Genomic DNA, 15517 nt, shown 5'->3' on the forward strand with positions numbered 1-15517 from the left:
TGAATACTGAATTTAAGTATTTGGTATTTAATAGGTTGTATGTGTTTCAACCAATGAGAAGCTTTTCCTGTTTTAAGGAGAGGCTTTTTTTGTTTTTGGGATGATATGAGTTAAAAGTCAACTTCTGAGGTGTACATATAGGTGTACCATTATTTCAAAAGAGGTGTACATCGGTTTTTTTATTCATTATTTAAGGTGTACCACTATTAAAACCTCACTCTTCCTATTGTTCTGTAGTCTTCTTAAACTAAAGACTATGAATAATTACAAAATTTCTATTCTATTCTTTTTACAAAAAAGTAGAATTAACAAACAAGATAAATGTCCTATTCGTTGTAGAATAACTTACAATAAGAAAAGACAAGAATTTGCTACAGGGATTTTTGTTGAAATTAAAAATTGGAATATTAATAAAAAGAAAACAACAAATGAAAGCTTAAATGATAAATTAATAGTGATCGAAAGCGGTATCAATTCTGCTTTTTTAAAGTTGAAACTATCTGGAGAACATTTCGATGTAAGTGATGTTTTAAAAACTTTTAGAGGAGAGAAATCTAATAAGGATATGATGCTATTAGAATTTTTTAGTTTAATGTTGGAAAAAAAGAAAAAGCTTATTGGTATTGAATTGACTGAAAAAACTTGGGATAAATTTTTATATGTTCAAAATCATTTAAAAGATTTTATAACCTGTAAATTTCAAAAGAATGACCTCTATTTACAAAAGCTTAAATTTAATTTTATTGAAGATTTTGAATATTTTCTGAAAACTGAAAAAAAGCATAAACAAATAACTGCCAATAAAGCAATACAACGTTTTAAATATGTTATTAAACAAGCAGTAGGGCAAGGGTATTTAGAAAGAAACCCTTTTTATGATCATAAACCTAAAAAGACTAGAAAAGAAGTTGTTTTTCTTTCTAAACAAGAATTAGATCTACTCGAATCAAAACCAATTCAGCAATCTAAGCTTGATAGAACTAGAGATTGTTTTATTTTTTGTTGCTATACAGGATTAGCTTATAGAGAAATGTATAATCTTGAAAAGAAAAATTTGGTCACAGGATTTGATGGAAATATTTGGATACAGATGCAACGTGAAAAAACTAAAAAGAATATTTCTGTACCTGTACTTCCAAAAGCGATAAGAATAATTGAAAAATATAAATCAGTTAATTCTGAATATATTCTTCCGCGGTTAAGCAATCAAAGGTTTAATTCTTATCTAAAAGAAATAGCAGGTATCGTTGGTATCGATAAAAGATTAACGCATCATATGGCTCGGAAAACATTTGCTACTACAGTTTTATTATATAATAATGTACCTATGGAAATTGTAAGTGAATTACTAGGTCATTCAAGTATTAAAGTTACGCAAGCTCATTACGGTAAAATCTTAAAAAAGAAAGTTAGTGAAGAAATGAAAAAGCTGTATGATAGGTTTTAATTTAATGATGCTAGAATGTTATCCCAAAGAAAAGATGAGGGGATATTTTTTTTCTTAGAAAGTGGTAGTGCCCAAGTCTTATGTTGCAAATGTTTTTCTCTGGAGTAGTTAAATTTAAATGCAGCAGCTCTGACGTTAGTTTTATATCTATCAAAATCTGTAGGTTTATAACCAGGTATTTTATTACTATAAATATTATGATCTGGGGGGTAGCATTCTTTTGGTAAATCTATACCGGTTATTTCACTAAGTGCAGAAAGAAGATAGGGAAGTTTTTTATTTTGAATATTAGAATATTCATCTACAAGTAATTCTTGAATTTCAATGAGTAACTCTTTATCTTCTATTCCTGTATTAAAAATACTGTAATCAGTATCAGAGTAATAGTATATACCATTATCACATATAATAGGAGCGTTAAATCCTAAAATATCACTTCGCAAAATTCTAATGTCGTTGCGTATAGATCTTTCTGAAATGCTAGTGATTTTTCCTGTAGATTGAGTTATAGCATCTGCACATTTCTCTTGCAGATATTCAATATTACACACTCTAAAATTATTACTTAGACAAGTATCAATCGTTTTGTATCGTATTAGTGCATTTAAGTTTACAGGCATTTTATTTTAAGATTGCAGATAGGTTGCAATTTAAAAAATTAGGTTTGAAATATGATACTTTAGATTACGGATAACCGTAAGGTTAAATTGACTTGTTGAGTTAAATTTAAAAACTGAACAAATCCTGAATATCAACTTGGAGAACTCTTGAGATTTTGAAAACATTACTGATTGAGGTACTAATTACGCCTCTCTCAATTCTAGAAATTTGAGATATTTCAATGCCTATATCGTTAGCTAATTGTTCTTGAGTAAACCCATTAGCTCTGCGTACCTTTTTAAGGTTAGTACCAAAGGCAATAAGAAAATCATTTTCACTAGATAACTCCACTCTTCAAAAGTCGTAGTGGAATTTTATAATTATATAGGCAAATATGCCTATTTTTAAAAACAATATTAATTTAGAAAACTTATGATTATATATATAATGCAAATATTACCATTCTTGATAATTTTTATTCCTAATTGTCAATATGGAAATATGGCTATTTGTACATCAATTGCTGAAGATTATATTTATGAAAATGACTATCAGTTAATTAATGTGAACAGCAATCAAACTACTGCATCAATAACTGTACTTGATTCTTTTAAAAGTAAAGACTTATGGGAAGTTTTTGAAATGTGGAAGATAGGTTACTCTAATAATAATCTAGTTTACAATAAGTATCAAGCCGATTCAATTACAAGAAATAATAAATTAGAACTGATAGATCAAGTTTTAGAGGACAATGATTTAATAGAATTAAGTAAAAAAGCACTACCTAAATCTAATCTAAAATATGATAATCAATTTTTAGAAGCATCTAAAGATAACGAGATTTTTAGACCTCAAAAAGTTACAGATGACTATCTAACTATATATGATAATTATAGAGATATAGAAGAGCTAAAAAAAAATCAAACAAAAAGGAAAAGTAATTTTTGGACGAATGTTAGTATAGTGGGATTTGTAGCAATTAGTTTAATTCTTATTTTTTTTCTCGCAATTATATATATAAGAAAAAAAATGAAACAAAACGCTGAGAATAATCAGCTTATTAAAGCCTGTATTGTAATTTCCTTAAGTTTAATTATAGCAATACTCCTATTGGGAAAACTATCTTATTTCATAGGCTTTTTAGCTTACCCAATTGTATTGATAGGAGCTTTTGGAATTGGAAAACTACTTTACTTAATTATTGGTGATGAACAATAAAAGTAGTATTGAATTAATCATAAAATCATTTCTAAGTCTAGATGTTTCATATTTAAACGAGTTACCCTCTAATATCTATTACTCCACTAATACTAAAAAAGAATTAATAGAACAACTCAGTAAAGAATTTGCTTCTATAAAAAGCAAAGAAATAAATAAACTTTTGGTAAAACCATCAAAATGTAAGTATTGTTATCCAGACTTGGAAGCATATAGTTTTTATACAGATAATGATGAGTTTGTTAGTCGCTATCTAATATCAAAAACTAAGAAGCAATTTATTGTCAAACCCTGTAAGAATAAACTTATTTCAGATGATGAAAATGGAATGCCTTTTTAACTAACTAATCAATATGAATATATGAAAAAACTAACTATGATAATTACAATGTTTGTATTCTATTTTAACGGATTCTCTCAATGTAATACTAAAACAACACATCGACCTGATGGGGTTACAATGGAATATTTTAATCCTCAACCTGTAATTAGAGCAACTAATTATGAAGTAGGTGTATCAATTTATAAAAACAAAACATCAGGTGATTTGCTATTAAATTTATCGGTGCTATTTAAATCTATGACTCCTAAAAAGCTAAGTGGTAAGACTATAATACAAATAAATGGAGATGAGGGTATCAAATTACCATTAGTTTTAACAGATTTAATAAAGATGAATGGGAGAGATCTTGCTTTAGGTTTATTTCTTATTGATGAGAAAAGCTATGAAATTCTGAAATCTAAGGATTTAAAATCTATATTTTTTTATTTGAATGGAGAACTTATTGGTTCAACAGTTACAGAGGGTAGATCGCTACTAAAAAAGCAATTAGAATGTTTAAAAATTTAAAATTACCTATAATTCATAAATTCAGATGAATATCATATATAATTTTGCAATTGAGGAACTCAAAAATTTCAGTGAAAGTCTCAAAAAAAAATCTTTATTGCTAAACAAACCTTGGGCTTTAATAGATTCAGATGAAGAAATTCAAAAACTAATTTTTAAAAAAAATAAAGAGTTAATAATTTCTAAAAATGGAGATGTAATTATTGGAAGTTGGGAATATCTACCAGAGGCTAATTCATTATTAATAAAGAGACAAGGTAAAACTATATTAGTAAATGAAGGCTTTATCAATGAAGGTGTACTCATACTGAAAAAAGATGGTACATCTAACGATTATTTTATTTTGGCTAATCAAAATTTAATTCCGGATTTAGATGTTGTTGGCTTTATTCAAAAACTTAGATACGAAAAATTGTTAATAAAAAGAACAATATTGCGTGATGGTTCTAAACTAGAGGTGTTGACTCAAAATAATTATTCTATTGAAACAGGAAATAAGGTCTTTATTAATTATGAAAAACCTAAAAATGGTAACTATATTTCTGAGAGTGGAAACATAAAATATGAGATTGAAAACTCTATGTTGATGGGGATATATTATTTAAAGGAATATTATATTAAATCAGGAGAAAAAATTATAATTGAACAAAAACATAATTACTCAATCCAACGGGGAGACAAAGTGAAATTATTTGATGGCAAATTACTTGACGGTAAGTATTCTTTGATAGATAAAGGAAAAATAAAAGTAAAAGATGGAGTTATCATCGGGCGACCTATATTTTAAATTTTTTTTAAAATTTTTTCTCACTTTCTTTAAATGATTATGTAGCATAATTAAAACATCACCCCCCACTCCTTTTTGATTTTGGGCATAGTCCCGTTATGTTTAACCTTAAAAATTGAAAAACTATGGTTACAATCGTAGATTACAAAAGCTATCAAAAAGAAGATGGTGAAAAATTTTTCACTTTAGTCGTTCAAGGTGGAGTTGAAGCTGTTAAAAGTAAAGAAACAGGGAAAACTTATCTTACAGCTAGAAAAACGCAGGTATCAAGTACATTTGATGAATTAACTTGTCAACAATTAAAAGGTAGTCAATTGCCTGGCGAGGTAAGAAAAGTTCAGACAGATCCTTATGAGTATGCAATACCCGATACAGGAGAAATCATTGAATTATCTCATAAATATGAATATGTAGATACTACAGAAGAAATCTATCAAGATAATGTAGTAGATGAAGATGTAGTCGTATAATTTCAAGTTATAACTGATTAAGATAAGAGGGCTTCCATTTTGGAGGCTCTTTTTTTATGTCTAAAACTGAAAATTAGACAGACTAATATTATAAAGTATATGTAATACTAAAATTTAAAAATTAATCTAATGAAATTAAATAAAGCACAACGTAAGCAAGTAAAATTAAGACTTGGTTTAAGTGGACCCAGCGGGTATGGCAAAAGTTACAGCTCACTTTTATTAGCCTTTGGTATCACTAATGATTGGTCTAAAATAGCCATCATAGATACAGAGAATAATAGCGCCAATTTATATGCACATTTAGGAGATTTTAATGTTTTGCAACTTAATGATCCTTATAGTCCAGAAAGGTATATAGAGGCAATCAAAATTTGTGAAAATGCTAATATAGAAGTTATTATAATAGATAGCATCACTCACGAATGGCAAGGCAAAGGCGGATGTTTACAAATTCACGAACAATTAGGAGGGAGATTCCAAGACTGGAACAAAGTCTCTCCACGCCATCAAGCATTTATAGATTCTATTTTACAATCTACAGCGCATATTATCACAACAACACGTAGAAAGGTAGATTATTCACTAGATACCATATCTAATGGTAGAACAAGAGTTGTAAAACACGGAACTAAAGAAATTACCAGAGAAGGTTTTGAATATGAGCTTACAGCGAATTTTGAGCTTATCAACGATAAACATTTGGTTAGAGCTTCTAAAGATCGTACAGGTCTTTTTATGGATAAGCCAGAATTTATAATCAGTAAAGCCACAGGTAAAAAACTTATTCAATGGTGCAACGAAGGTGTTTCTTTTCAAAAAGCTAGCGAAGAGGTAGAAAGATGTGAAACTACAGAAGGACTAAAGCATTTATATAATAAATATTCGAGTTTACAGAAGCAGCTTTACCCGCTAATAGTAGAAAGAAAAAAAGAGCTAGAAAATATCTCCAATCAGATAATTTCTAAAGCTAATGTTGAACCTAAAACTAAAATCCAAAATGGAATTAATAAAAAATAACTATCAAGATCAGATCGTATCTGGTGATCAGATTGTAAACGATGAAATTTCAAAAGGGAATTTTATTGAAGCAAATACAATTCAAGTTAGTCTTGAACATCTAAAGAATGACTGTATTATTCCTGTCTTTTCTAAAGATAATGAAAGTACAATTAGTCATTATCAATTTATTAATCAAACTTTTAAAGTTGCTCAACAACTCTTTCCAGATAGAAAAGTTCTAAGCCCTAATATAAGAGTTAGTCACGTCATAAAAGGTAGAATACCTTCAGCAGTAGGTAAACCAGCAAAAGAGCTATTGGATCGAGAGAAAACTATTTATTATGAACGTTGCGCTTTTATGATTGAAATACCAGAAATTATTCAAGAGATAAATGGAAATAAAATAAGCTTAGTAGTTGGTGGGGTAAGAGCTTACAATCAAGAAAACCTCTATTCCAAAAAGAGCTTAGAGAAATTTAAAGTTTTCATTGGATTTAAAAATTGGGTATGCACTAATTTATGCATTAGTTCCGATGGCTTTTCTAATGAAATAAGAATAGCTTCAATAGACGATCTGGAAAATCAATTAGATCAACTATTTACAAACTATAATGCAGAGCGTCACTTAAACGTAATGGCTGAAATGAAACAAATTAAAATTTCAGAAGAAAAATTTGCTCATTTAATCGGTAAGTGCAGAATGTATCAACATTTATCTAAACAAGAAAAGCAAAGTCTTTTTCCTATAGAATTTAATGATGGGCAACTAAGTAATGTAGTTAAGAACTATTATTTTGATGCTAACTTTAAAAAGAGAAATGATGAAGAACTAAATCTTTGGCAACTTTACAATCTTTTTACTGGTGCCAACAAAAGCTCCTATATAGATAATCATTTAGAACGTAATGTAAATGCATACGAGTTTATCAATCACATAGGGTTTTCTATCAATAAGGGTAATGCAAATTGGTTCCTTACAAATTAATTTTATAGCTAAAAGCTTCAGAATCTTTATGAATAAAAAAGAGCTTATAGAATTATTAAAATTTAGTTCCCCTAGTCAACTATATATTATCACTTGGAATAATTTACTTAAGCTTTTAATTTGTCCCTTTAAAGTGCTTGTAAAGGTCGATATAGGTTTGCTGAGAGCTAATGAGGTTGTTTGGGTAGATGAGGTAAAAGTAACTTTAGATTTAAAAACTATTTTTATAATAGAAAACAAAGCTTACTACTATTATCACTTCGAAATTTTAGATCAAGATGTAGAATAGCTATACAATTAATTAGGAGTTATGCTGTATTAGCTTTTGAGACGGTTTCTCCATTATCAAAAAACCACTGAAAAGAAATTAAGCTTAATCATATAATTGCACTAATAGGAATAGATTTATAAATTACAGTTTTTATGTTTAACCTAATAGTGCAATTTTTAAATGAATACATCATACATAGAATTTTATCATTTCTTTTCTAAAGAAGCATTTTGTAAACTACAAAAGTATTTCTTTGCCTATGATGAAACATCTTTTACACAAAAATTAGAAGAACCCTTAGATAATCCTAAAATTGTTTATAAATCCGTAGATCCATTTTCTGGAGAAGAAAATTACGAGGAACTAAGGTTTGAAGAAGATTTTGTTTATAAAGAGATTACAAAATTAGCAGATAAGCAATTTCTGAAATTTAAGGCTGAAATTAATAATAAGGGAATTTATGAGACTAAAACATTAAGCGATTTTGCTAAAGCTTATATTTCAAAGAAAAGAGAATATTCAACAGAAATAGGACTTGCAGAATATTTACCGGTAAAGCTTATAGCAAGTTTGCAATTACAACTTGAAAAATTAGAAGAATATATTGAGCAATACATTGAGAATCCAGATCCAAACTTTAAACAAAAAATAAGTTTTAATTGGTCAAGTTCTGAAGTGCTATTATTTTTTCATCTACTAAGAAAGAATAAAATTATAGATTGGATAGAAGATAGGGATTTAGGAAGAATCTTAGAATATAGCTGCAATTATTTAACCGATAAAGAATACTCACCTATTAGGAATGCTAGAAAAATTTTAGGAGGTTTTAGAAGAGGAGAGCGAATACCTGATAAGCCTTTAGAGAAAATTAAGGATGATTTATCTAATGAAAATTTCTTCAGTTTGGAAGATTAAATTCTAGAGTCAAAAAAATGGCTTCGATTACAGGAGGAGTTTTGACGTATTTTTGAGGTAAAATTTGAGGGTTATAGTGTTTGCTTATAGGATAGGGTTGGAGTCAATGAATCGGCTTCAAGAAAAGAGTTAATGTTTTGTAATTTAGCTTGAAAATTAGAGGGATGGAGTCAATTAATATAAGGTGGCTATTAAAACTAATAAAAACTTAACTACTTGACTAAAAGGCAAAAAGTCAACTTTATTTTAAAAATGAAGATAGGCTGCACAAGTATATTGTAATATTGCGCAAAATGGTTAAAGCTTCTACCAGCGAAGAAGCAAAAATTTTAAAATTAAGAATATATGACTTAGCAAAAAGAGCAGTAATAAAGCAAATTCTAATTTATACGTCAAGGATGTATTTGTTAGAGCTTAAAGACCAAACGGGTCAAAGTACGCGTAATTCAAGTTCCGCGACTAATGAAAGAAAAAAGATGATGAAGAAATTGGACTTGAAAAAAAGAATAATTATAAATGAAAAAATTATTAAAAAGTAAAATTAAAAAAACGAAATTTTGGATAACTGAAAATGGAAAAACAAAAATTCAGCAATCAAAATTAATCGATTTTTTAGAGTTAAATGGCTTTGCTCAAATCGAGCTCAACGAAGAAAACTATATAAATGTAAGGCTAAATAATAATAAAGTTAGAAAAACATCTATAAAAGAGATGACAGATATAATTAGACAATATCTTTTAGAAATAGAAAAAAATGATTTGGTCTACGAGGTGTTTTCGAGAGGATGTGGAACTTACCTAAACAGTAGTAAGCTTATGTTATTAAAAACAATAAAGCTTTTGGATGATCGCGATGAAAGGGATTTAGCAAGATTTTTTTTCAAGAATGTTTTTTGCGAAATCACAAAGGATAATGTTGAGGTAAAACCATACGCAGATTTAGAGTTTCCAATATGGGAAAACAGAGTAATAAATTATGAGTTTGAAAAGCCCAAAAACGAAGACGGGCAATTCAAAACTTTTTGCAAGCATCTTGCCAAAGAGGATGATAATAGGTTAGCAGCTTTATGTAGCTTTATCGGTTATCTAACACACAGAAATAAAGATAGAGGTGAGAATAAAGCCATCATTCTGTATGATGAAAATATGGGGTTAAACGATGAAGCCCACGGTAGAACTGGAAAAACTTTAATTAGTGATGCGATAAAAGAATGTAAAGAAGTTTTGAAGTTTGATGGAAAAGAAATGAAAACTGGAAATTGGTTTAAAAACCAAAGAATAGAATTAACTACAGATCTTTTGGTTTATGACGATTTAAAAAAAGAAGCATCTCTAGATATGTTTTTTCCTGTCCTTACTGATGGAATAGAAGTTGAAAAAAAGTATAAAGATTCGTTTTATATACCGCGAGAAAAATCTCCAAAAATTTTAATGACTTCAAATTATATTGTTAAAGGTCCTGGCGGTTCATCTGATAAAGGAAGACGTTATGAATTTGAAGTGGCAAATTATTTTGATGCAGATCATACGCCTGAGGTTGAGTTCGGTAATAGATTTTTCGATAAATATTGGGCAAAAGAAGAACGTAATAAATTCTATTTATTTATGATGCAATCAATTCAGTTATATTTAGAGAAGGGGTTAATAAAAGCAGAGGAAATTAATCTTAGAAAATCACGGTTGGCATCAGCTACGCATCCTAAATTTTATGAGTTTGCCCATAGCTTCGTTGAAACGAATACTTGGCAGGATAAACGTTTCTTTGAAGAATTATTTAGAGATGAATACAAAACCGATGTAACTGCACATACTATGCGTAAATGGTTACAAAGCTATACGAATGATATTGGAGGAGAATTAAAAGTTAAGCCTAAAAATTCAAAGTATTTTTTCAAAATTAAAGTAGATGGAGATGCAGCAAGAAAGTAATTTTGAAGGAATAATCTACAAAGCAGAGAATAGGCAAACTGGTGAAGTATATATTGGAATTACTACAGATTCAATAGAATCAAGAAAAAAGGATCATATTGATAAAACCCGTCAAGGAGAAGAAACCAAGTTTTATGAAGCTATCGGCACTTATGGTGCCGAGGCTTTCTCTTGGGAACAAATAGATACTGCTACTACCATAAATGAGCTTGCCAGTAAAGAGCGTGAATATATCTTAAAATTTAATACCCAAGAAAAAGGCTATAATACAGATGCTGGTGGAGGTATTCAAAAGCAAGTTTACAAGTACGATTTGGAAACCAAAAAAATCATAGCAGAATATTCTTGCTTAGATGATGCCGCCAAAAGTATTGAAACAGACAAGAAAGCGATTTCTAAGGCGTGTTATAGCGTAAATCAAATTTATGGAGGCTTTTACTGAAGTTATGTTAAGGAAGATAGATTTACACCTAATAAGGATGCTAGAAAGCGCAAAGTAGTTCAGCTTACTTTAGAAGGTGGTTTAGTAAATGAATTTTCTTCCGTAGCTCAGGCAGCTAGAGATACAGGAGTTAATAAAAGTGGCATAGCCAAAACCTGTAGAGGTTTAAATAAATCATCTGGAGGGTATTTTTGGAAATACAGCTAGAAACAAAAGAGCAGTCAGCAATGGCTGCTTTTTTTCTGTAATTTTGTCAGATGATATTTATTTATCTAATTTTTACGTATTTAATCGAAATAAGTTAAATTTCCAAGATTTTGATATGATTTTTGATGTAATTCTATTAAATATTTAAATTTTTATTATGGAAAAATCAGATTACTTATTAAATGTGCTAGAAACACATAAAATGAAAAAAATTGAAAATCTTTTGTCTAAGTATAAAGATAAAAGGGAAGAAATCAAAAATGAGATTGAGTCAGAATATCAAAATAAGATATACTCTCCATTTAATTCAGGTTCATATGCAAAGCACACTGCTATAAACTGCAAGTTTGATTTAGATATAGTCGTACCTTTTAAAAAGGATTCTTTTAATACCTTAAAAGAAATGTTTGACAATTTATATGATTTCTTAATAGATAAATATGGAAATGATGCGATAGTTAGAAAGCAGAAGGTTTCTATTGGGATAACTTTTGACTCAGATGAAGATGGCGATGAAATTGATATCGATGTAGTTCCAGGTAGAGAATTAACTAAAGATGATTACCCTGATAGTAGAGGTCTTAATTTGTTTTTCAATGAAAGAATGGGACTCTTCTCAAGTAATTCCTATATCAAAACTAATATTAATTCTCAAATCAAGCATATTAACAAAAGAGAAAATGAAAGAAAGATTATTAGATTGTTGAAAATTTGGAAATATACTAACAACGAAAATCTTAAGTCTTTTTTAATCGAATTAATTACAATTAAAGCCTTTGATAATGTAAATGTTTCAGGTAATATTTGGGAACAATTGAAATCTGTAATGGAATATATTAAAGATAATATTAGAACTGAAAATTTCACATTAAATGATCCGGGAAATAGTAATAACAATGTTGCTGATACTTTAGATGAAAGTGATAAGGAATATTTTGCTGAAAGAATGATTAATATTCTAAATAGAGTTGAAGATGATTCTGAAAATCTAAAATTTTATTTTCCCTTAAATAAAGATTTTGAAGAGGATGAAGTTGAAAATAAATATAATGTAAAGCAATCTTCTTATAAAAATTCTGTTCCACCTACAAACCAAAGATTTGGAAGAGGGATTGAATAAGCAAGTATTAAAGGAACTTGAAAAAAAACTGGCCTTTGTAAAAAGTATAAAAAATTTAAGATATGAAGGTGATGTTCTGAATGGGGAAGTAATTTTCAATTTTCCTAAGCTTAAAAACGATTTAACCTTTAAGTTCGAAATACTTCCTCATTATCCATTTAAAACTTATCATACTGAGACAATTAGATTTTATAATAAAAGTTTGATTGCTTATGATCATGTAATGGAAGATGGACATATTTGTTTCCATAATAGACATTCAGTAAATTTAAAAGAAAAATTAGTTTTAGATTTTAATTCACTTAAAGAATGGATTGAAAATTTTTATATAAAAAAATCTTCAAATCAAAATTATGAACATTTAGTCGTCAATAAATCTATAGTTGAGGATAGTTATTATGCCTTTCATTTCACTCAAATAGAATATAGTTTTTCAAAAGATGAATATGGTTTAGTTGATTTAACTCAAGCAGGAATAGGTTATTATAATGAAATTAAGCTTCAAAATTTTTTAGTCCAAAATTTTAAAAATAACTCAGATGTTATTGCTGAATGTAATTGGAGCTTTAATATTAAGGATTTACCTAACTCTAATATTGGGTTATACTATTTTTTAGAAAACTCTCCCTCAACGTATAATAAATTTATTTTTGATAATTGGCTTGATTTCACAAATATTCTATCAGTTGAATTTTTGAATTTTCTTAATGAATTTGAAAATAGAAATTTAAAAAAATATAGAGATTCTAAAATACCTATATTTTTTGGATATAAAATTGATGAAAATGAATGTTTTTGGCAAGTAGCAATTTTGAAGATAGGTAGTTTTCCAACGGAAGGAGTTCCGGAGCGAAAAAATGATAAGAAAACAGGTATATGGAATAGTCAGCTCATCGATAGTAAGATTAATTGGTGTTTCACAAAAGATTGTTCTTATAAATATTTTTTTGGTAGAGGAAAGCTATCAAACTTAATAACAGAAAAGAAAATCTTAATCATTGGAGTTGGAGCAATTGGAAGTATAGTTGCTACTACATTAACGAGAGGTGGTGCTAAGAATATTGACTTTATTGATTATGATATTAAAGAACCTGAAAATATTTGTCGTTCTGAATACTCATTTCGTCAAGGAATTAATACTAAAACAGTTGAATTAGCAGACAATCTAACAAGTATTTCACCTTTTTTAAATATAAATAATCTTCAGAACAAGTATTTTGAGGACATAACAAAAAGATTTATAAATGATGAAGAGTATAAATTGGGGCTAACAAATAACTTAAACGCTTACGATATTATATTTGATTGTTCAACAGATGATGATTTAATGTATATTCTAGACAATTTAAAAATAAAAGGATCTTTAATAAACTTGTCGATATCAAATTTCGCCAAAGAATTAATTTGCGGTATCTATCCAAACACATACAGATTTGTCAGAAATCAATTCGATAATATATTAACCGTTGATGATGATCTATATGAGCCAATAGGGTATTGGAGCCCTACATTTAAAGCATCCTATAATGATGTAAATTTATTAGTTCAATATGCATTAAAACATATTAACCAAAAAATTGAAGAAAATAAATTAAGGAATTTTGTAATAGAGGAAGATCGATACAAAAATATATTGAGAATTAATGAGTACTGAAAAAATTATAAAACATTACAATAATTATAAATTAGTTATATCTATAGATGTATTAAATAAAATTTCAAATCTTGCAAGAAAGAAGTATCCTAAAGAGTTTGGAGGTTTTTTATTAGGTAATTACTCCAATGATTTTAATGAATTATTTTTAGAAAAAGCAATTGAACCAAAGGTTTATAAATCATCTTCAATGAGTTTTGAAAGAGATATTGATGGTTTAGATAAGTACTTTAAGGAAGTCTATAATAAACAGGGTATTTATTATGTAGGAGAATGGCATACACACCCAGATGGATCAATAAAATATAGTTCTACTGATTTGAAAACAATGAAAAATATTGTCGATTGTAAATCTGTGAAAATTTTAAATCCAATTTTATCTATAATATCATTGAGTGAAAAAGAAATTGATTTTGGGTTTTATATTTATAAAAAAGGAAAATTATATAAGTATGAGTAAAAAAGTAAACTTACAATCATTGTTTAGAGGTCTTCAAGATCAAATGACAGCTCAATTAAATACTAATAGGGAATATATATATCACCCTGGGTCAAAAGGAGATTCGTTAGAGAATGCTTGGATTGAATGGTTAAAAAAATATTTACCCAATAGATATAGTGTAGATAAGGCTATAATTATTGACCACAAGGGAAACACAAGTGATCAAATTGATGTTGTAATATATGATAATTGGTTTACGCCATTTATATTTTCACAAAACGGTTTCCACTATATACCTGCAGAAGGTGTGTATGCTGTATTTGAAGTAAAGCCACAAATTAAAGGAAATGTAGGTCAAGATAATTTTATTGAATATAGTGCTAAAAAGATCGAGAGTGTTAGAGTTTTGGAAAGGACTTCATCAAGAATGATAAATTCAGGAATAGAAACTAAACCTCGCCCATTAACTAAAATCGTTGGAGGCATTTTAGTAACGGATAATGGATATAGGAAAGATAAAACAATAATTGATCATATTAAATCTCAACAAGGTCTAAGAAGTATTGATTTTGGATGTATAGCAAATTATGGAAGCTTTTATGTGGATTATCAAGGAGAAGAGGATTTACTTGAAAAAGATTTTTATAAGCGCTATTTAGATTACTATTCAAATCGAAAATATAAAAAACTTGAATTCAGTAAAATGGAAAATTCAATGGTTACCTTTTTTATGCAGTTAACAAGATATTTACAGCAAGCTATAGGGACGGTAGCGGCAATTAACTTACAATCTTATTTAGATAGAATTGATGAAAAAATTGATGAAGAAATATAGATTTCAAATTATTTTAAATGGTATTAATACAACTACCATTAGAATTTATTAGAAAAGTTGTCAAGTTGTCGCCTCATTTGTATAACTTTAAATTATTAATAACCAAGATTACAGAATCAAAAGGAGTACTTTTCGGAGTACATAAGAAAGTAAGTTTAGGTAATCTTTTGAAATACTGAAAATTAAAGGAGTTAGTTCGAGTCTCGTCCAGACCGCAAAATTGTTAAAAGCTTCCATCACAAGTGGGGGCTTTTTTTACGAAGTTGTGTTGTGAATACTGAATTTAAGTATTTGGTATTTAATAGGTTGTATGTGTTTCAACCAATGAGAAGCTTTTCCTGTT

General features: G+C 28.3%; 19 protein-coding genes and 1 pseudogene. 18 read left to right on the forward strand and 2 right to left on the reverse strand.

The window, feature by feature from the left end; all coding sequences use genetic code 11:
- The first annotated feature begins 256 nt into the window (after positions 1–256).
- A complete protein-coding gene (locus G551_RS0111595; RefSeq protein WP_027885735.1) occupies positions 257–1447 on the forward strand; it encodes a site-specific integrase in 1191 nt (396 codons plus the stop codon).
- Here G551_RS0111595 and G551_RS16265 read toward each other — a convergent pair.
- Together G551_RS16265 and G551_RS16970 are read right to left on the reverse strand one after the other, a co-directional pair.
- Complete coding sequence (locus G551_RS16265) at positions 1444–2067, reverse strand: hypothetical protein (RefSeq protein WP_051191383.1); 624 nt, start codon at positions 2065–2067, stop codon at positions 1444–1446. The two genes, G551_RS0111595 and G551_RS16265, sit on opposite strands and share 4 nt — an antisense overlap.
- A 106-nt stretch (positions 2068–2173) precedes the next feature.
- Positions 2174–2398, reverse strand: coding sequence for a helix-turn-helix domain-containing protein (locus G551_RS16970; RefSeq protein ID WP_051191384.1), 225 nt, complete (start codon positions 2396–2398; stop codon positions 2174–2176).
- A gap of 150 nt (positions 2399–2548) precedes the next feature.
- Between G551_RS16970 and G551_RS0111610 the strand changes: the two genes are divergently transcribed.
- From G551_RS0111610 to G551_RS0111685, 17 genes and pseudogenes are all read left to right on the forward strand, one after another.
- Positions 2549–3265, forward strand: coding sequence for a hypothetical protein (locus tag G551_RS0111610; protein WP_156876785.1), 717 nt, complete (start codon positions 2549–2551; stop codon positions 3263–3265).
- The gene (locus G551_RS0111615; RefSeq protein WP_027885738.1) at positions 3255–3605 is read left to right on the forward strand and encodes a hypothetical protein; all 351 of its coding nucleotides are present in this window, start codon (positions 3255–3257) and stop codon (positions 3603–3605) included. Before G551_RS0111610 ends, G551_RS0111615 begins: the two co-directional genes overlap by 11 nt.
- 21 nt (positions 3606–3626) lie before the next feature.
- Positions 3627–4115 (forward strand): hypothetical protein, encoded by a 489-nt coding sequence (locus G551_RS0111620; RefSeq protein ID WP_027885739.1) that lies wholly within the window; start codon positions 3627–3629, stop codon positions 4113–4115.
- 25 nt (positions 4116–4140) lie between these two features.
- Positions 4141–4902, forward strand: coding sequence for a hypothetical protein (locus G551_RS0111625; RefSeq protein WP_027885740.1), 762 nt, complete (start codon positions 4141–4143; stop codon positions 4900–4902).
- Positions 4903–5027: 125 nt separating this feature from the next.
- On the forward strand, positions 5028–5372 hold the full coding sequence (locus G551_RS15790) for a hypothetical protein (RefSeq protein WP_036243796.1): 345 nt from the start codon (positions 5028–5030) through the stop codon (positions 5370–5372).
- Between the two features lie 129 nt (positions 5373–5501).
- Entirely contained in the window at positions 5502–6392 is an 891-nt protein-coding gene (locus G551_RS15795; protein WP_036243797.1) for an AAA family ATPase, read from the forward strand.
- On the forward strand, positions 6373–7359 hold the full coding sequence (locus tag G551_RS0111640) for a DUF3871 family protein (protein ID WP_027885741.1): 987 nt from the start codon (positions 6373–6375) through the stop codon (positions 7357–7359). The genes G551_RS15795 and G551_RS0111640 overlap by 20 nt, the downstream gene beginning before the upstream one ends.
- 28 nt (positions 7360–7387) lie before the next feature.
- The gene (locus G551_RS15800) at positions 7388–7648 is read left to right on the forward strand and encodes a hypothetical protein (RefSeq protein ID WP_027885742.1); all 261 of its coding nucleotides are present in this window, start codon (positions 7388–7390) and stop codon (positions 7646–7648) included.
- 162 nt (positions 7649–7810) lie between these two features.
- Positions 7811–8545: a hypothetical protein gene (locus G551_RS0111650; protein WP_027885743.1), complete on the forward strand. Its 735-nt coding sequence runs from the start codon at positions 7811–7813 to the stop codon at positions 8543–8545.
- A gap of 293 nt (positions 8546–8838) precedes the next feature.
- On the forward strand, positions 8839–9084 hold the full coding sequence (locus G551_RS0111655; RefSeq protein ID WP_156876786.1) for a hypothetical protein: 246 nt from the start codon (positions 8839–8841) through the stop codon (positions 9082–9084).
- Positions 9062–10474, forward strand: coding sequence for a hypothetical protein (locus G551_RS0111660; protein ID WP_027885745.1), 1413 nt, complete (start codon positions 9062–9064; stop codon positions 10472–10474). Before G551_RS0111655 ends, G551_RS0111660 begins: the two co-directional genes overlap by 23 nt.
- The gene (locus G551_RS15805; protein ID WP_156876787.1) at positions 10452–10916 is read left to right on the forward strand and encodes a GIY-YIG nuclease family protein; all 465 of its coding nucleotides are present in this window, start codon (positions 10452–10454) and stop codon (positions 10914–10916) included. Before G551_RS0111660 ends, G551_RS15805 begins: the two co-directional genes overlap by 23 nt.
- A gap of 63 nt (positions 10917–10979) precedes the next feature.
- Positions 10980–11123, forward strand: a pseudogene (locus G551_RS16975) (NUMOD1 domain-containing DNA-binding protein); the annotation flags it as partial.
- A gap of 157 nt (positions 11124–11280) precedes the next feature.
- Entirely contained in the window at positions 11281–12243 is a 963-nt protein-coding gene (locus G551_RS0111670) for an SMODS domain-containing nucleotidyltransferase (RefSeq protein WP_027885746.1), read from the forward strand.
- Complete coding sequence (locus G551_RS0111675; RefSeq protein WP_027885747.1) at positions 12224–13897, forward strand: ThiF family adenylyltransferase; 1674 nt, start codon at positions 12224–12226, stop codon at positions 13895–13897. Before G551_RS0111670 ends, G551_RS0111675 begins: the two co-directional genes overlap by 20 nt.
- Positions 13887–14357 carry a Mov34/MPN/PAD-1 family protein gene (locus tag G551_RS0111680; protein ID WP_036243799.1) on the forward strand — a complete coding sequence of 157 codons (471 nt, stop codon included), beginning with the start codon at positions 13887–13889 and terminating at the stop codon, positions 14355–14357. The genes G551_RS0111675 and G551_RS0111680 overlap by 11 nt, the downstream gene beginning before the upstream one ends.
- Positions 14350–15174 (forward strand): DUF6602 domain-containing protein, encoded by an 825-nt coding sequence (locus G551_RS0111685; RefSeq protein ID WP_036243807.1) that lies wholly within the window; start codon positions 14350–14352, stop codon positions 15172–15174. Before G551_RS0111680 ends, G551_RS0111685 begins: the two co-directional genes overlap by 8 nt.
- The last annotated feature ends 343 nt before the right edge of the window (positions 15175–15517 follow it).

This window comes from Mesonia mobilis DSM 19841, from assembly GCF_000423405.1.
Taxonomy (GTDB): Bacteria; Bacteroidota; Bacteroidia; order Flavobacteriales; family Flavobacteriaceae; genus Mesonia; species Mesonia mobilis.